Source organism: Streptomyces sp. NPDC050509 (genome assembly GCF_044457965.1).
In the GTDB taxonomy this organism is placed as follows: domain Bacteria; phylum Actinomycetota; class Actinomycetes; order Streptomycetales; family Streptomycetaceae; genus Streptomyces.
The window spans coordinates 423,948-440,326 of record NZ_JBITHL010000008.1 but is presented as its reverse complement, the minus strand read 5'-3'; the positions used below and the strand labels follow the sequence as shown (position 1 = coordinate 440,326).

Here is a 16,379-nt window from a genome sequence, read left to right as displayed (position 1 = left end):
TGTGACCACCGCACGCCTCCCTCTCTTCCCGCTGAACGCGGTGCTGTTCCCGGGCCTCGTCCTGCCCCTGAACGTCTTCGAGGAGCGTTATCGCGCGATCATGCGTGAGCTGCTGAAGACGGACGAGTCCGAACCGCGCCTCTTCGCCGTGGTCGCCATCCGCGACGGGCACGAAGTGGCGGTGACCGCCCCGGGAATGCCGGAGGGCACGTCGCCGCCCGAGCGCCGGCCCGCCGACGGCTTCGGCCCCGATCCGCTCGAAGCGTTCCACCCGGTCGGCTGCGTCGCGGACGCGGCGACGATCCGCGAACGCCCCGACGGCACCTTCGAGGTGGTCGCCACGGGCACCACCCGGGTCCGGCTGCTCTCCGTCGAGGCCAACGGGCCGTATCTGACGGCGGAGCTGGAGGAGCTGCCCGAGGAGCCCGGCGAGGGCGCGGCCACGCTCGCCGCCGGCGTCCTGCGCGCCTTCCAGAACTACCAGAAGCGGCTGGCCGGGGCGCGCGAGCGCTCGCTCTCCCGGATCGAGGACCTGCCGGACGAGCCCTCGGTGGTGTCGTACCTGGTGGCCGCCGCGGCCGTACTGGACGTCCCGACGAAACAGTTGCTGCTGGAGGCGCCGGACATCGCGGCCCGGCTGCGCGCGGAGCTGAAGCTGCTGCGCGCGGAGACCGCGGTGATCCGCCATCTCCCCTCGCTGCCCGCCGTGACGCTGACGCAGGCGCCGACCACCCTCAACTGACCGAGTGGCCGCACCGTTCCAGGGGGATCCGTACCGTGGCGAAGAAGTCCAGGAAGCAGCAGGCAGGCGGGACCCCGGCGACGGTCGCGCTGACCGCGGCGGGCACGGCGTACACCCTGCACGCGTACGCGCACGATCCAGCGTCCCCGTCCTACGGCGAGGAGGCCGCGCAGGCGCTGGGCGTCTCCCCCGACCGGGTCTTCAAGACGCTCGTCGCGGACGTGGACGGTGAACTCACCGTCGCCGTCGTCCCCGTCGCCGGCTCGCTGGACCTCAAGGCCCTCGCGGCGGCGGTCGGCGGCAAACGCGCCGCCATGGCCGACCCGGCGGCGGCCGAGCGGACGACCGGGTACGTACGGGGCGGGATCTCCCCGCTGGGCCAGCGCAAGCGGCTCCGTACGGTCCTGGACGCCTCGGCCGAGGCCCATCCGACCGTGTGCGTCTCGGCGGGCCGGCGCGGTCTGGAGGTCGAGCTGGCCCCGCGGGACCTGGCGGCGCTCACCGCGGCGGTCGTGGCCCCCATCGGCCGCGCCTGAGACGCGCCCGTACACCCACCCGTACACCCGTATGGGTGGCGCTCGGCGCCGTCACGTACCGCGGGTCACTTCTCCGGGGAACCCCAGGACGGGTTCTCCCCACCCGGCTGGGGCGCGCTCCCGTACGCCGTGTTCCACTCCCACTCCGGTTCCGGATCGCGCGGGCCGAACAGGGCCGTCAGCGCGAGATGCACCACCATCGCGGCCACCGGCCACGCCAGCAGCGCGCCCTTCGCGTGGAGTTCGAGCGGCGCGTCGAAGGTGACGCCCTTGCCGGCCTGCTTGGCGTGCGCCACGACGTCCGACGTCGGGCCCAGCTCCACACCGAACTTCCAGGCCAGCACCGCGCCCAGCAGCCCGCCCGCCGCCAGACCGACGACCAGGGCGATCCCGCCGCGCCGGTGGAAGAGGAAGACCAGGCCCGCGCTGACCGCGCCGAAGGCGAGCGCCAGCAGCAGGAACGTACCGTCGGCGGCGATGGCCTCCTCGCCCTCCGTGTCCTTCAGGAAGACGGCCGTGGCGTCGGAGACCAGCGGGACGCTCGGCGCCAGCGACATCCACAGCAGCCCGAGGAGCAGCCCCGACACCGTGACGGCCACCAGGACCACCACCGCCTGCCGCACCTCGGTCTTCATGTCGGGCCACTTCTCCGCGTCGGCCGCGGGACGGGGCGACTCCCCGGCCGGCGGTGTCTGCCAGGGGTCGTCGTGCTGCGGCTGGTGGGGAGGCGTCAGAGGTGCGGTCACGGTGCCATCGTGCCAGGCCCCGGCGGTGGGCGCCGCATCGGACCGGCACGGGGGCCGGGGACCGGACACCGTACGCCGCCGCCTCAGCGGACCGCGGCCCGCCGGTACGCCCAGGTCGCCACGGCCAGCGAGACGACCCCGACGACGGCGCAGACCCCCAGGTCGAACGCGACGGCCGTCCAGTCCGGGTGCGCGTCGAACGTACGGGCCAGCGCCTCCACCCCGTACGTGGACGGCAGAAGATCACGCGCGTACCCGATCGGCCCCGGCAGCCGGTCCGCGGGCAGCACCCCGAGCAGCAGCGCCGCGGACATCCCGAGCTGGCCCAGCAGGGTGGCCAGTTCCTGACGCGGCGCGAGCAGGCCGAGCGCCGCGCCGAGCCCCGCGAGGGCCGCGCCGGAGAGCGGGATGACCGCGGCGAGCACCCAGAGATGGGTGAGCGGAAGCTGGAAGAGCACACTGCCGGTGACGGCCGTGACCGCCGTACCGGGCACGGTGAACGAGGCGTACGCGCCCGCCGCGCCCAGCACCACCGCGGCGGGCGGCACGGGCAGGGTGGCGTAGTGGTCCAGGCCGCCGCTCGCCCGCAACTGGCCGAAGTACTGGGCGAGCAGATTGAGCGCGACGAACGCCACGACGAGCACGCTCGAACCGGCGACGACGGCCCGCGCCTCGTCACCGCCCTCCACGACGCCCCGCATCAGGATCATGATCCCGACGGACTGGAACGTCGCCACGAAGAGCAGCGGGATCCGGGCCACCCGCGCCCGGGAGAGCTGGGCACGGTAGACCGCGGCGAGCGAGGGCAGCAGCCGCGCCCGGGGCGCGAGAGGTGCGGGCGCGCCCCCGGCCGCCTCGGTGGGGGTGTCCTTCGCCGTCCGGATCCTCGCGGACACGGCCTCCGCGGGCACGATGCTCACCTGGCGCTGCTCCTGTTCGGTACGTTCGGGTCCGCCGGGGCCTGGTCGCGGACGTACGGCTGCCGACTGCGGCCGGCGCCCCGCCCCACCGCAGGGCCCCACCCTGCCACGGGGCGCGCGGTCGCGGGACACGTCCCGGAAAAGCCCCCGGCGCTCATGCCTTCACCAGCCCCTGCGCCCGGCCGCCGAGCGCCAGATAGACATCCTCCAGGCTCGGCGTCGCCAGCGTGAAGTCGTCCAGCGCCGCGAAGGCCGCGCCGCCGGTCACCGCGGCGACGGCGGCGCGCGCCTCGTCGGGCGCGAGCCGCAGCACCCAGCGGCGCCCGGACTCCTGCGCGGACCCGCGCAGCGCCGCCACCTCGGGGACGTCGAGCGGCGCGCGCTCCCGCCACACCAGCTCGACGCGGACCTCCCCCGCCACCTGCTCCTTCAGCCCCGACGGCGTGTCACAGGCGATGACCTTGCCGCGCTCCAGCACGGCGACCCGGTCGAGAACCGTCTCGGCCTCGATGACATTGTGGGTGACGAGCAGAACCGTCACCCCGTGCTCGGCACGCCGCCGGTCCACCGCGGCCCACACCGCCCGCCGCGCGACGGGATCCATCCCGGTGGTCGGCTCGTCCAGGACGAGTACGGGCCGCTCCCCCACCAGCGCGGCGGCGAAGCACGCGAGACGCCGCTGCCCCCCGGAGAGCTTCTTCAGCGCGCGCCCGGCGATCTCGGTGAGCCCCAGCTCCCCCAGCACCCGGTCCCGCTCGGCCCGCGCAGCCCGCAGCGTGAGCCCGCGCAGCCGCCCCGTGGTCTCGGCGGCGAGCGCCACGGTCAGTTCGTCGAGCGCGCTCGACTCCTGGCCGAGATAGCCGATGAGCCGCGAGGCACGCTCGGGATGGCGCACCAGATCGTGTCCGAGAACCTCGACGGCGCCGGAATCGGGCCGCATGAGCCCGGTGATCTGCCGTACGAGTGTGGACTTGCCGGCGCCGTTCGGCCCGAGCAGGCCGAAGATCTCACCACGCCGCACATCGAGCGAAATCCCATCGGTGGCACGCACCTCAGGCGTCCCGGGAACCCCACGCCTGCCGCGCGCGGCGGGGTACGTCTTGACCAAGTCGCGCACCACACACACCGTACTCACGAGAAACGACCATACGTTGCGCGCCGGGCCCCCTTTCTTTTGGGGCTCGGTTCGCCTCCGGGGCGCCTGCTGTACTCGTCAGCGGCGCGCCCCTTCGGCTCACTCGCCGGTCAAGCGAGGAGGCGGCCCCGGCCGGGTCAGGAGCCGAGCCCGCGGAAATCAACTTTCCTGGGCGGCTCGGACGTCGATCTCGCGCCAGAAGCCCGCCCGGATCGCGTACCGGTCGTGCTCGTCGATCTGGTCGTCCTTGTGTGCCAGCAGTCCGAAGCGGGCCGCGTACCGCAGCAGTTCGCCGTCGATGCGGTGCGGGACGCGGGGGTACATCACGGACAGTTTCTGTACGTGGGCGGTCTCCGGCAGCCGTTCCATCCAGCGGCGGGCGAAGACCTGTCCCACCTCGAAGGGGTCGCCGCCGACCGTGGTGATGTCCTCCTCCCGGTCCGCCCACCGCTGTTCCGCGCTGGTGAGCTGGGCCAGCGTCGGCAGGGATGCCGTTTCCGGGGGTTCGCCGGATGTGCCGCTGCCCGGGCGTTCCACCCAGCCCTTGTCGGAGGACCAGCGGAGTGTCGCGCCCCCGGGGTGCTGGGGCTGGGGTGGTGCGGGCTGCCGGTCGGGGTGGGGGGCGCGCAGGCTCGCCAGGTCCTTGGGGGTGGGGACGCCCCTGCCGCCCGGGGGTGCGGGGTGCGGTTCGGGGTCGTGGGTCGTGGGCTGTGCCGTCGAGCCGTTGCGTCCGGCGGGCGCCGAGGTCTGCGTCTGGGCCTGTGCCGCGCGTTCCGCGGAGGCCGCGAGCGCCGATTCGGGGAGCGGGGCCGAGAGGATCGCCGCGATCTCGGGGCGCGGGGCGGGGGACGGCGTACAGACGCCGCCGAGGTCCTTGGCGCGTACGGCTTTGGTGATCCACGCGCGGTCCAGCACGCGCCGTTCGTCCGCCTCGGCGACCAGGTCCTCGGACTGGTTGTAGTCGCCGTCGGCGGCCTGGACCGCCCAGAGGTGGACCGCGACGCCGTGTTCCTTGGCCGACATCAGGCCGGGCAGCAGATCGCCGTCGCCCGTGACCAGCACGACATCGGAGCAGGCGCGATTTCTGGCCAGTTCGGTGAGTTCTGCATGCATCGCCGCGTCGACGCCTTTCTGCGCCCAGCGGCCGTCACTTCTCGTCAGCGCGCCGAGTCGGACCGTGACGCGGGGCATCACGCGCAGTCGCCGGTGTTCGGGCTGCGGGACGCGGTCGGGGGCGCCGTCGAACCAGTAGATCCGGAGCAGCGGCTGTTCCGTATCGGCTTCGGCGCGCTCCCTGAGGCCTTGAATCAGGGCGGAGTGGTCGACGGTGATGCGGGATCGGGCCGGCTCTCCGGCCAGCAGGCTCGCGGCGGCGCCCAGCAGGTAGCCGGCGTCCACCAGGACGACGCAGCGGTCCACGCGTTCCACCCTCTTTCGGGAACCTCGGGATCGGGAGATCGGGAGTTACTGCGGGTTTGCTTCGAGTCTGCCCGACGGCAAGAGGCTTAACGTCCGGAACTCGATCATCGGCGTGGCGGATCGGCGACGGACCGAGGCGGATCGAGCCGGATCGGCCGTGGGGCGGGCCACAGGAGCGCCCGCTACACACGGCAATGATCCAAAATGCGGCGTTCGGTAGCCTATGTGAGTCTCGAAGTGGCCCCTGGTCCTCAATGAACCCGCAGGAGGCAGCGCCATGTCGAAGAACAAGAACCGGGATCGCGGCAACAAGCAGCACGCCCGCTCGGAGTCGGAGCGCGGCACACAGGAGTCGAGGTCCTCGTCGATGGAGGACCGCTCCGACCAGGTGGAGCAGAGGATCACGCCGTCGGACGTCGCCCACAAGCGGCAGAAGCGCTTCGGCCACAACTGACACCCGTACGAGGGTACGTACGCGGAGGGGCGCGCCCGGTTTCCGGGCGCGCCCCTCCTTGGGTTCTGCGCGTTCTGTACGGGTCGGGTCCGCTAGCCGGCCAGGCAGGACGGGCCGAGCAGGACCTTCAGGTCGCCGAAGAGCGCCGGGTCGGGCTGGACCCGGTGCCGGTCGAGGCGGAGCACGGTGGTCTTCCTGGCGCCCTGGAGCTTGATGCGGACCTCGGAGTTGCCCCGGTGGTGGCTGAGGATCTCGCCGAGCCTGCTGACCATGGGCGGGGTGAGCTTCACCGTGGGGATGGTGATGGTGACGGGGGCGTCGGTGCCCGCCGAGGAGACGTCGGGGACCTGGAGTTCCATGGCGACGAGCCGGGGGACGTCCTCGCGCTTGTCGAGCCGGCCCTTGACGAAGACGACCGTGTCCTCGACGAGCTGAGTGGAGACGAGCTGGTAGGTCGCGGGGAAGAACATGCACTCGATCGAGCCCGCCAGGTCCTCGACGGTGGCGATCGCCCAGGCGTTGCCCTGCTTGGTCATCTTGCGCTGGAGGCCGGAGATGATGCCACCGACGGTGACGACCGCGCCGTCCCCGTGTTCCCCTCCGGTGAGCTGGGAGATCGACGCGTCGGCCTTGTCGGACAGCACGTGCTCCAGGCCGAAGAGCGGGTGGTCGGAGACGTAGAGGCCGAGCATCTCGCGCTCCTGCGCGAGGAGGTACGTCTTGTCCCACTCGATGTCGGAGAACTCGATGTCGAGCCCGAACCCCGGCTCGCTCGTCTCCTCGTCACCGCCGCCGAAGAGGTCGAACTGCCCCTCGGCCTCCTTGCGCTTGACCTGGACGACGTTGTCGATCATCGGTTCGTGGTGGGCGACCAGGCCCTTGCGGGTGTGGCCCATCTCGTCGAAGGCGCCGGCTTTGATGAGTGATTCGACGGTGCGCTTGTTGCAGACGACCGCCTCGACCTTGTCGAGGAAGTCGGGGAAGGTCGCGTACTTCCCCTTCGCCTTGCGGGACCTGATGATCGAGTCGACGACGTTCTGGCCGACGTTACGGACGGCGGTCAGGCCGAACAGGATCACGTCGTCGCCCTGGGCGGCGAAGTTGGACAGCGACTCGTTGACGTTGGGCGGCAGCACCTTGATGCCCATGCGCCGGCACTCGTTGAGGTAGACCGCGGACTTGTCCTTGTCGTCCTTGACCGAGGTCAGCAGGGCGGCCATGTACTCGGCGGGGTAGTTCGCCTTGAGGTACGCCGTCCAGTAGGTGACCAGTCCGTACGCCGAGGAGTGCGCCTTGTTGAAGGCGTATCCGGCGAACGGCACCAGGACGTCCCACAGGGCCTTGATCGCCGCGTCCGAGAAGCCGTTCTTCTTGGCGCCCGCCTCGAAGAGGACGAAGTTCTTCGCCAGCTCGTCGGCCTTCTTCTTGCCCATCACACGGCGCAGGATGTCGGCCTCGCCGAGCGAGTAGCCCGCGACGATCTGGGCGGCCTTCTGCACCTGCTCCTGGTAGACGATCAGACCGTAGGTGAGCCCGAGGACCTCCTTGAGGGGCTCCTCCAGCTCCGGGTGGATCGGGGTGATCTCCTGGCGGGCGTTCTTGCGCTCCGCGTAGTTCGTGTGCGAGTTCATGCCCATCGGGCCCGGCCGGTAGAGGGCCGAGACGGCGGAAATGTCCTCGAAGTTGTCGGGCTGCATCTGACGCAGCAGCGAGCGCATGGGGCCGCCGTCGAACTGGAAGACGCCGAGCGTGTCGCCCCGGCAGAGGAGTTCGTACGTCTTGGGGTCGTCCAGCGGCAGGGCGAGCATCTCCAGGTCGATGCCCTTGTTGGACTTCACCATCTTGACGGCGTCGTCCATGATCGTCAGGTTGCGCAGGCCGAGGAAGTCCATCTTCAGCAGGCCGAGCGACTCGCACTGCGGGTAGTCCCACTGGGTGATCGTCACGCCGTCGGTGTGCCGGACCCAGACGGGGACGTGGTCGGTGATCGTCTCGCTGGACATGATCACGCCGGCCGCGTGCACACCCATCTGCCGGACCAGGCCCTCCACACCCTTCGCGGTGTCGATGACCTTCTTGACGTCCGGCTCGTTCTCGTACATCCCCCGGATCTCGCCCGCCTCGCTGTAGCGCGGGTGCGAGGAGTCGGTGATGCCGTTGAGGTCGATGCCCTTGCCGAGGACGTCGGCGGGCATCGCCTTCGTGAGCCGGTCGCCCATCGCGTACGGGTAGCCCAGCACGCGGGCGGAGTCCTTGATGGCGTTCTTGGCCTTGATCTTGCCGTACGTGCCGATCATGGCGACCTTGTCGGCGCCGTACTTCTCGGTCACGTACCGGATGACCTCACCGCGCCGACGCTCGTCGAAGTCGATGTCGACATCGGGCATGGAGATGCGCTCGGGGTTGAGGAACCGCTCGAAGATCAGTCCGTGCTCGATCGGGTCGAGGTCGGTGATGCCCATGGCGTACGACACGATCGAACCGGCGGCGGATCCACGGCCGGGGCCGACCGCGATGCCGTTGTTCTTCGCCCACATGATGAAGTCGGCGACCACGAGGAAGTACCCCGGGAAGCCCATGTCGATGATGATGCCCATCTCGTACTCGACCTGGCGCATCCGGTCTTCCGGGATGCCGTTCGGGAACCGGCGGGCCATGCCGCGCATGGTCTCCTCGCGGAACCAGGAGACTTCGGTGAAGCCTTCCGGCACCTCGAACTTCGGCATCAGGTTCCGCTCCTGGAACCAGCCCTCGGGGTCGATCTGGTCGGCCACCAGGCGGGTGTTGGCGCACCCTTCCTGCCAGGCGTCGGAGAGGTCGACGGCGTACATCTCCTCGGTCGACTTGAGGTAGTAGCCGGTGCCGTCGAAGCGGAAGCGGTCCGGATCGGAGAGGTTCTTGCCGGTCTGGATGCAGAGCAGCGCGTCGTGGGCGGTGGCCTCGTTCGCGTACGTGTAGTGCGAGTCGTTGGTGACCAGCGGCGGGATGCCGAGCTTCTTGCCGACCTCCAGCAGCCCGTCCCGCACCCGGCGTTCGATCTCGATGCCGTGGTCCATCAGCTCCAGGAAGTACCGGTCCTTGCCGAAGATGTCCTGGTACTCGGAGGCCGCCTTCAGCGCCTCGTCGAACTGGCCGAGCCGCAGCCGCGTCTGGAGCTCACCGGAGGGGCAGCCGGTCGAGGCGATCAGGCCCTCGGACCACTTCGCGATGGTCTCCTTGTCCATCCGGGGCCACTTCTGGAGCCAGCCCTCCTTGTACGCGTCCGAGGAGAGCCGGAAGAGGTTGTGCAGCCCGGTCCGGTTCGCCGCCCAGATCGTCTTGTGGGTGTAACCACCCGAACCGGACACGTCGTCCCGCTTCTGGTGCGGCTGGCCCCACTGCACCTTCCGCTTCAGCCGCCGGGACTCGGGCGCCACGTACGCCTCGATCCCGATGATGGGCGTCACCTGCGCCTTCTTCGCCTGATGGAAGAAGTCGTAGGCGCCGTGGAGATTCCCGTGGTCGGTCATCGCGATATGGGACATGCCCATCTCCTGGCACGCCTTGAACATGTCCCCCAGCCGCGCGGCACCGTCCAGCAGCGAGTACTGGGTGTGGACATGCAGGTGCGTGAAGGGCGGCTTGGTCACGGCGGGGGCCTCCAGTGAGCGGGTGAGACGGTGGTTTCCCGGGGGCGCGCCCGGGGGGTCTCCCGGCGCTGCGGACAGTCCGGGGAGACAGCCCCGAAGTCTACGTCGCACGACCGACAACAGGCGGGCACCCGGGCGGCCCGGCGGGCACTCGGCGGTGGCTTCGCGCGTTGCTCCTCCGAGGGCGCGGACGTGCCCTCGGAGGGCTCTGTCGCCCTGTAGTCACCCCTTGACCCACCGCCACCAGGAGGCACCCCGCGATGTCGGTCCCGCGACCTGTCGAAGCAGCCGAGGAGCAGCGCGCAGAGGAGATTCTCGCCGTCTTCGACACCGCGTTCGGTGAGCTTCTGGCGGCTGATCCAGCAGCCTTCCGGGTGAAGTTCCGGAAGATGGCGGCCTCCGCGTTCGCCTTCTACCGGGGTACGGCGTGCCTGTTCTACAACGATCTGGCACAGGAGGACTCCGGGGCGGCCGGGACGGACACCGGGGACGACGCGCGGTTCCTCGACGAGCGGACGGGCCGGGTGTGGATCCACGGCGATCTGCACGCGGAGAACTTCGGCACGTACATGGACGCCAACGGCCGGCTGATCTTCAATGTGAACGATTTCGACGAGGCGTACATAGGCCCGTTCACCTGGGACCTGAAGCGGTTCGCCGCCTCGCTCGCGCTGATCGGCTACACGAAGGCGCTCAGCGACCCGCAGATCACCGAGCTGGTGGAGATCTACGCGGGCGCCTACCGCGAGCGGATCCACGCGCTGGCGACCGGCGCGAAGAACGACGAGGTGCCGCCCTTCACCCTGGACACGGCCCAGGGCCCGCTGCTCACCGCGCTGCGCTCGGCCCGCTCGCTGACGCGCTTCTCGCTGCTGGACTCGATGACGGAGATCCGGGAGTTCGAGCGGCGCTTCGCACCGGGCGGCGGCTCCATCGAGCTGGACGCGGCCACTAGGTACAAGATCCTCGCGGCGTTCGACGGCTATCTGGAGACGCTTCCTGAGTCCAGCCTGACCCGCCCCGACTCGTACCGCGTCAAGGATGTCGTGGGCCGGCGGGGCATCGGTATCGGCTCGGCCGGGCTGCCCTCGTACAACATCCTGCTGGAGGGCAACAGCGACGCCCTGGAGAACGACGTCGTGATCTACCTGAAGCAGGCGCAGACCCCGGCGGTCTCCCGGCACATCACCGACGGGGCCGTCCGCGACTACTTCCAGCACGAGGGCCACCGCACGGTGATCTCGCAGCGGGCGCTCCAGGCGCACGCGGACCCGTGGCTGGGCTGGACGGAGCTGGACGGGTCGGGCCAGCTCGTCGCTGAGGTCTCGCCGTACGCGGTGGACCTGGACTGGTCGGACCTGGACGACCCGGAGGAGATAGCGGCCGTCGTCGCTGACCTGGGCAGGGCGACGGCGACGATGCACTCGGCGGCGGACGACGAGAGCGGGCACTCCCTGGTGCCGTTCTCCACGGAGCGTGCCATCGACGCGGCGCTCGCGGCCGACGAGGACGGCTTCGGAGCGCTGCTGGTGGAGTTCGCCCACACGTACGGGGCGCGGGCGCGGGCGGACCACCAGATCTTCGTGGACCTGTTCCGCAACGGCCGGCTCGCGTAGGCCGGGCCTGGTCCCTGGTACGGCTGTGATGCTTTAGGGATCGTTTACGGGGACCCATGGCACACTCGGCGACGATGGACATATCCGGGACGCGGCTCAGAGCGGCGCGGGCAGCACTCTTCACGGCACTGGTCGTGACGCTGTCCGCGGGCTCGCACGTGCTGCTCTCCCGTACCCCGCTGCCGCTCTCCCTGGTCGCCGGGCTCGGCGCCGCCGTGTTCGCGCTCACCTACGCGGCGGCGGGCCGCGAGCGCGGCTTCTGGCGGATCGCCGCCCTGCTCGTGCCGCTGGAACTGGCCGCGGACACCGTCTTCACCAGCGGCCAGCGTGTCTGCTACGGCGCCTCGGGCGGCCCTGTGGCGGGGTCGCTGCGCGCGGTCGGCTTCGACGTGCTGTGCGGCGGCGGCCTCGGCGCGCCGCTGCCCGGGGTGGCCTCGCCTCGGTCCACGGCCGCCGCGCTGCTGGACTCCCCCGACCCGGCCCTGCCCTGGCTGCTGCTGGCCGGCCATGTCGCGGTGGGGCTGCTCGCCGCGGCCTGGCTGCGGCACGGCGAGGCGGCGCTGTCCCGGCTGGTGCGGGCCGCGGCCGTGACCGCGTTCCGGCCGCTGCTGATCGCGGTCGCCGTGGTCTCCACGGCCACCCGGGCGGTACGGCGCGCCGCGCGCCCCGCGGACCGCCCGCGCCCCTCCCGCCACCACCTCCTCGTGCACTCCGTGGGACGAAGGGGCCCGCCAGGACCGGCGCTCGGCGCCGTCTGAGGCTCTTCCCGAGCCGAACCGAGCCGAACCGAGCCGAGTCCTGGCCCCGTCACCCTCCCCTCCCCAGCGGCATCACGCCGGCCGCACACGTCACCCCACGGAGCGAATCATCATGAGCGCACGCAACAACCAGGCCAACAAGGCAGCCGCCCGCGAGCGGCTGCGCGCCGAGCGCGAGCGGCAGGCGAAGAAGGACAGGACACGCCGCCAGTTCGTCGTCATCGGATCGGCCGTCGCCGTCCTCGCGATAGCCGGCGGCGTCGGCTACGCCGTCGTCCAGTCCAACAAGCCCTCCCACTGGGAGACCATGAAGGACGAGAAGACCGTCGTCGCCCCCAAGAACACCGAGGGCACGAACGGCACAACCGTCGTCATCGGCAAGAAGGACGCCAAGAAGACGCTCGAACTGTACGAGGACTCCCGCTGCCCCGTCTGCGCCACCTTCGAGCAGGCCGTCGGCGAGACCGTCCACAACGACGTCGACGCCGGCAAGTTCAAGATCAAGTACGTGGGCGCGACCTTCATCGACAACTCCGACAACGGCGAGGGCTCCAAGAACGCCCTGTCGGCGCTGGGCGCGGCGCTCGATGTGAGCCCCGAGGCGTTCGTGGAGTACAAGGCCGCGCTCTACTCGGCGAAGTACCACCCCGAGGAGACGAGCGACAAGTTCGCCAAGGACAGCTACCTCCTCGAAGTGGCCGACTCCGTGAGCGCGCTCAAGGGCAACGCGGCCTTCAAGAAGAACGTCGAGAACGGTACGTACGACGCCTGGGCGATGAAGATGTCCGCGGCCTTCGACAAGAGCGGCGTCCGGGGCACGCCCACCCTGAAGATGGACGGCAAGAAGCTCACGGCCGAGGGCAGCGACAACCCGCCCATGACCGTGGCGCAGTTCAACGCCGCGATCACCAAGGCGCTCCAGGGCTGAGCCGGGGCACCGGGCCGTGCCGCCCCCGCCCGTACGCAGGGCGGGGGTCGGCCCGGCCCCCGCAACCCCTGCGCCGAAGGCTCAGAGCGAGTCGATGAAGGCCAGCGCGGTCCGCCAGGTCTCCTCGGCGGCCCGCTCGTCGTAGTCCGGCAGCTCCGGGTCGGTGAAGAGGTGCCCGGCGCCGGGGTAGCGGTAGACCTCCACGTCCGCCCCCACCTGCCGCATCCGCAGGTACCAGGCGGTCAGCCAGTCGTGCGGCTCGAAGGGGTCGGGGTCCGCCACATGAAGCTGTACGGGCAGCTCGTCCACGGCCGCGTTCTCCGCGATGTCGGACGTGCCGTGCAGAAGCAGCAGCCCGCGCGCCTTCGCGTCGCCCAGCGCCAGGTTCTGCGCGATCGATCCGCCGAGCGAGAGCCCCACGTACACCAGCCCGCGCTCGGAGTACGGGGCGGCGGCCAGCACCGCCCGGCGCAGCAGTTCGTCCTTGCCGATCCGGTCCTTCAGCTTCATGCCCTCCTCCACGGTGGAGACCGTTTCTCCCTCGAAGAGGTCGGGCACGCGCACCTCGTGCCCGGCGGCACGCAGCCGGTCGGCAGCGGCGTGCACAGCCGGGCGGAGGCCGTAGACGGAGTGGAAGAGCATGATGTCCATCCGGACATCCTGCCAGTCCGTCCGCGCCCGGCCCCCACGAGAGGGACGAGAGGGAGTTCATGGAGAACGCACTGCGCCCACTGATCGTGCTCGGCGGCACGGTCCTGCTCACACTGGCGCTCGGCTGGGTCGTGGACCTGGTGCTGCGCCGGGCGGACCACCGCCACCCCGAGACGCCGCTGTGGGGGCTGCTGCGGCGCTGCGGCGTGCCGCTCCAGGTGCTGGTGATGGCGTCGCTGCTGCGCGGTACGTACCGGGAGACCGGCTGGCGCCTCATCGAGAGCTACCAGTCCGAGATCGGCCGGGTGCTGTCCCTGGTGGTCATCGGCTCGGGTGCCTGGCTGGTCGTACGGGTCGTCTCCGTGGTCGTCGAGTCCTCGTACGCCCGCTACGCGACCTCGACGCGCGATCCGGCCCGGGTGCGCCGGGTCCGTACGCAGGTGACGCTGATGATGCGGATCGTGATCGCGGTCGTCGTGGTGGTCGCGGTCGCTGCGATGCTGCTGACCTTCCCCGACCTGCGCAGCATCGGTACGTCGATGCTGGCCTCCGCGGGCATCATCGGCATCGTCGCCGGTGTCGCCGCGCAGTCCACGCTGAGCAATCTCTTCGCCGGGTTCCAGATCGCCTTCGGCGACATGGTGCGCATCGGGGACACGGTGGTGGTCGACGGCGAGTGGGGCGTGGTCGAGGAGGTCACGCTGACCTTCCTCGCCGTACGGACCTGGGACGAGCGGCGCATCACCATGCCCGTCTCGTACTTCACCGCCCAGCCGTTCGAGAACTGGTCGCGCGGCGGGGTGCAGATGACCGGCACGGTCTTCCTCCAGCTCGACCACTGCGCGCCCGTGCCGCTGATGCGCGAGAAGCTCCAGGAGATCCTGGCGGAGTGCTCGGCATGGGACGGCCGGGACTGGAGCCTGGCCGTCACGGACACCACCCCGACGACGATCGAGGTGCGCGCGGTGGTCACGGCCAAGGACGCGGACGACATCTGGAAGGTGCGCTGCGCGGTACGGGAGGAGATGGTGGCCTGGCTGGCAGCGCACCATCCGTACGCCCTGCCGAGGATCGTGGGCGAGGTCGCGGCGCCGAGCCGGACCCTCGCGGCCAGGGCGGACGCCGGGGACGGCCGGGAGGCCGGGTCGGACAGGGAGCCCGACACCGGCCGCGGCTGACGGTCCCTCGCCGGTGTCCGGACCGGCCGGTGTCCGGGACCCGGTGTCCGGGCCGCCCGCCGCCCGCGTCAGTGCATGCTGCGTACGTCGAGCTGGCGCAGGACGCGGTCCACGATCTCCGGGTCAGCGCCCGGCTCGTTGCGGGCCGACAGGACCTCGTGGCGGGCCGCCGACATCATCTCGCGCTGGATGCGCTGTACGGCACGGCCGCGGGCCACCCGCTGCGCGGCCCACTCGCGGCGCTCGTCGTCCGCCAGGTCGGGGCTGATCCGCAACCCGATGTCGATGGCCACGCGCGCCAGCCGCTCGCTGATCTCCTCCGGGACCTCCTCCACCGTCTCGATCTCCTTGAGCCGGCCCTTGGCCGCCTTCGCGGCGCGGAGCGCGAGCGCGTGCTCCAGTTCGTGCTCCGCCTGCGTGTCCGCCCGTACCCCGAGCTTCCTCACCAGCCAGGGCAGCGTCAGCCCCTGGACGACCAGGGTCGCCATGATGACCGAGAACGCGATGAAGATGATCTCCTCGCGGCCCGGGAACGGCTCGCCGTTCTCCGTCTCCAGCGGGATGGCGAGCGCCAGGGCGACCGAGGCCACCCCGCGCATCCCGGCCCACCACATGACGACGGTCTCGCGCCAGCTCGTCGGGATCTCCTCGTCGTAGTCCCGGAGCTTGTGCATCCGCTTGGCCAGCCAGGTCGCGGGCAGCAGCCACAGCAGCCGGACGAACACGACGACCCCGACGACCACCGCGCCCCAGCCGAGCATCTCGGGCGTCCGGCTCTCGGCCGCGCCGAACGCGTTGTGCAGCTCAAGACCGATGAGGCCGAAGGCGACCCCGGTGACGAGGGTGTCGACGACCTGCCAGAAGGAGTTGCCCGCCAGCCGTCCCATGACGTCGTCGGCGTCCGCCGTGTGCGTGGCGAGGAAGAGCGCGATGGTGAGGACGGCGAGCACCCCGGAGCCGTGCAGCTCCTCCGCCAGGACATAGCTGACGAACGGCACCAGCAGCGACAGGCCGATCTGGAGGGTCGCGTCGCCGAGCAGCGACATCAGCTTGTTGGTGAGCCAGCCGAGCGCGAGCCCCACCGCCACGGCCACCACCGCGGAGAGGACCAGGGAGCCGACGGCGCTCGGCCAGGAGAAGGTGCCGCTGACGGCCGCCGCGATCGCCACGTGGTAGAGCACGATCGCGGTGACGTCGTTGAAGAGGCCCTCGCCCTCCAGGATGGAGACCAGCCGCCGGGGCAGCCCGAGCGATCCGGCGACGGCGGTCGCGGCCACCGGGTCGGGCGGGGCGACGAGCGCGCCGAGCGCGACCGCGGCGGCGAGGGGCAGGCCGGGCACGATCGAGTTGGCGACCGCCGCCACGGCCGCCGTGGTCACGAAGACCAGCGCGACCGCGAGCAGGAAGATGGGCCGCAGATTGGCCGTGAACTGCCGCCAGGAGGTGCGTTGCACGGCGGCGTACAGCAGCGGTGGCAGCAGGAGCGGAAGGATGAAGTCCGGCGGGACCTGCACATTCGGTACGAACGGCAGCAGCGCCAGGGCGACGCCGATGATCGTCATCAGCACCGGCGAGGGCAGCCCCAGTTTGTCCCCGAGCGGAACGGTGAGCACCGCCCCGAGCAGCAGGACGATCAGCAGTGCCAACTGGTCCACGGTGGGCCCTCC

The 16,379-nt window shown here is 71.0% G+C and carries 14 protein-coding genes; 7 read left to right on the top strand and 7 right to left on the bottom strand.

What is annotated here, in order from left to right; genetic code table 11:
• Nucleotide 1 precedes the first annotated feature (1 nt).
• Nucleotides 2–742 carry an LON peptidase substrate-binding domain-containing protein gene (locus ACIBJC_RS24680; RefSeq protein WP_399295900.1) on the top strand — a complete coding sequence of 247 codons (741 nt, stop codon included), beginning with the start codon at nucleotides 2–4 and terminating at the stop codon, nucleotides 740–742.
• A gap of 35 nt (nucleotides 743–777) precedes the next feature.
• A complete protein-coding gene (ybaK, locus tag ACIBJC_RS24675) occupies nucleotides 778–1,278 on the top strand; it encodes a Cys-tRNA(Pro) deacylase (protein WP_399295898.1) in 501 nt (166 codons plus the stop codon).
• A 65-nt stretch (nucleotides 1,279–1,343) separates the two neighbouring features.
• On the opposite strand, the gene ACIBJC_RS24670 is transcribed toward ybaK, so the two are convergent.
• The 4 genes from ACIBJC_RS24670 to ACIBJC_RS24655 all read right to left on the bottom strand — a co-directional run bounded on the left by ACIBJC_RS24670 (nucleotide 1,344) and on the right by ACIBJC_RS24655 (nucleotide 5,507).
• A complete protein-coding gene (locus ACIBJC_RS24670; protein ID WP_399295897.1) occupies nucleotides 1,344–2,024 on the bottom strand; it encodes a hypothetical protein in 681 nt (226 codons plus the stop codon).
• A gap of 83 nt (nucleotides 2,025–2,107) precedes the next feature.
• Nucleotides 2,108–2,944, bottom strand: a complete 837-nt coding sequence (locus ACIBJC_RS24665) for an ABC transporter permease (protein ID WP_399295895.1) — start codon at nucleotides 2,942–2,944, stop codon at nucleotides 2,108–2,110.
• Between the two features lie 154 nt (nucleotides 2,945–3,098).
• Nucleotides 3,099–4,070, bottom strand: coding sequence for an ABC transporter ATP-binding protein (locus tag ACIBJC_RS24660; protein ID WP_399296058.1), 972 nt, complete (start codon nucleotides 4,068–4,070; stop codon nucleotides 3,099–3,101).
• Between the two features lie 168 nt (nucleotides 4,071–4,238).
• The gene (locus ACIBJC_RS24655; RefSeq protein WP_399295893.1) at nucleotides 4,239–5,507 is read right to left on the bottom strand and encodes an NYN domain-containing protein; all 1,269 of its coding nucleotides are present in this window, start codon (nucleotides 5,505–5,507) and stop codon (nucleotides 4,239–4,241) included.
• A gap of 268 nt (nucleotides 5,508–5,775) precedes the next feature.
• Here ACIBJC_RS24655 and ACIBJC_RS24650 point away from each other — a divergent pair, with 268 nt between their 5' ends.
• Nucleotides 5,776–5,952: a hypothetical protein gene (locus ACIBJC_RS24650; RefSeq protein ID WP_329826051.1), complete on the top strand. Its 177-nt coding sequence runs from the start codon at nucleotides 5,776–5,778 to the stop codon at nucleotides 5,950–5,952.
• Between the two features lie 92 nt (nucleotides 5,953–6,044).
• Here ACIBJC_RS24650 and dnaE read toward each other — a convergent pair whose 3' ends face one another.
• Complete coding sequence (gene dnaE / locus ACIBJC_RS24645; RefSeq protein WP_399295891.1) at nucleotides 6,045–9,581, bottom strand: DNA polymerase III subunit alpha; 3,537 nt, start codon at nucleotides 9,579–9,581, stop codon at nucleotides 6,045–6,047.
• 260 nt (nucleotides 9,582–9,841) lie between these two features.
• Between dnaE and ACIBJC_RS24640 the strand changes: the two genes are divergently transcribed.
• From ACIBJC_RS24640 to ACIBJC_RS24630, 3 genes are all read left to right on the top strand, one after another.
• Nucleotides 9,842–11,197 (top strand): DUF2252 domain-containing protein, encoded by a 1,356-nt coding sequence (locus tag ACIBJC_RS24640; RefSeq protein ID WP_399295889.1) that lies wholly within the window; start codon nucleotides 9,842–9,844, stop codon nucleotides 11,195–11,197.
• A 74-nt stretch (nucleotides 11,198–11,271) separates the two neighbouring features.
• On the top strand, nucleotides 11,272–11,955 hold the full coding sequence (locus ACIBJC_RS24635) for a hypothetical protein (protein ID WP_399295887.1): 684 nt from the start codon (nucleotides 11,272–11,274) through the stop codon (nucleotides 11,953–11,955).
• 112 nt (nucleotides 11,956–12,067) lie between these two features.
• On the top strand, nucleotides 12,068–12,883 hold the full coding sequence (locus tag ACIBJC_RS24630) for a DsbA family protein (protein ID WP_399295885.1): 816 nt from the start codon (nucleotides 12,068–12,070) through the stop codon (nucleotides 12,881–12,883).
• Between the two features lie 81 nt (nucleotides 12,884–12,964).
• Here ACIBJC_RS24630 and ACIBJC_RS24625 read toward each other — a convergent pair whose 3' ends face one another.
• Nucleotides 12,965–13,534 carry a dienelactone hydrolase family protein gene (locus ACIBJC_RS24625; RefSeq protein WP_329826046.1) on the bottom strand — a complete coding sequence of 190 codons (570 nt, stop codon included), beginning with the start codon at nucleotides 13,532–13,534 and terminating at the stop codon, nucleotides 12,965–12,967.
• 59 nt (nucleotides 13,535–13,593) lie between these two features.
• On the opposite strand from ACIBJC_RS24625, the gene ACIBJC_RS24620 reads away from it, so the two are divergent.
• Nucleotides 13,594–14,712, top strand: a complete 1,119-nt coding sequence (locus ACIBJC_RS24620; protein WP_399295883.1) for a mechanosensitive ion channel family protein — start codon at nucleotides 13,594–13,596, stop codon at nucleotides 14,710–14,712.
• A gap of 68 nt (nucleotides 14,713–14,780) precedes the next feature.
• Here the strand turns inward: ACIBJC_RS24620 and ACIBJC_RS24615 are convergent, their stop codons facing one another.
• A complete protein-coding gene (locus tag ACIBJC_RS24615; protein WP_399295881.1) occupies nucleotides 14,781–16,367 on the bottom strand; it encodes a Na+/H+ antiporter in 1,587 nt (528 codons plus the stop codon).
• Nucleotides 16,368–16,379 lie beyond the last annotated feature (12 nt).

Bases quoted from the DNA above. Each gene is read 5' to 3' on its own strand.
- ACIBJC_RS24630 (WP_399295885.1), top strand. From the start codon at position 12,068: ATGAGCGCACGCAACAACCAGGCCAACAAGGCAGCCGCCCGCGAGCGG.
- ACIBJC_RS24650 (WP_329826051.1), top strand. From the start codon at position 5,776: ATGTCGAAGAACAAGAACCGGGATCGCGGCAACAAGCAGCACGCCCGC.
- ACIBJC_RS24625 (WP_329826046.1), bottom strand. From the start codon at position 13,534: ATGGACATCATGCTCTTCCACTCCGTCTACGGCCTCCGCCCGGCTGTG.
- ACIBJC_RS24635 (WP_399295887.1), top strand. From the start codon at position 11,272: ATGGACATATCCGGGACGCGGCTCAGAGCGGCGCGGGCAGCACTCTTC.
- ACIBJC_RS24640 (WP_399295889.1), top strand. From the start codon at position 9,842: ATGTCGGTCCCGCGACCTGTCGAAGCAGCCGAGGAGCAGCGCGCAGAG.
- ACIBJC_RS24620 (WP_399295883.1), top strand. From the start codon at position 13,594: ATGGAGAACGCACTGCGCCCACTGATCGTGCTCGGCGGCACGGTCCTG.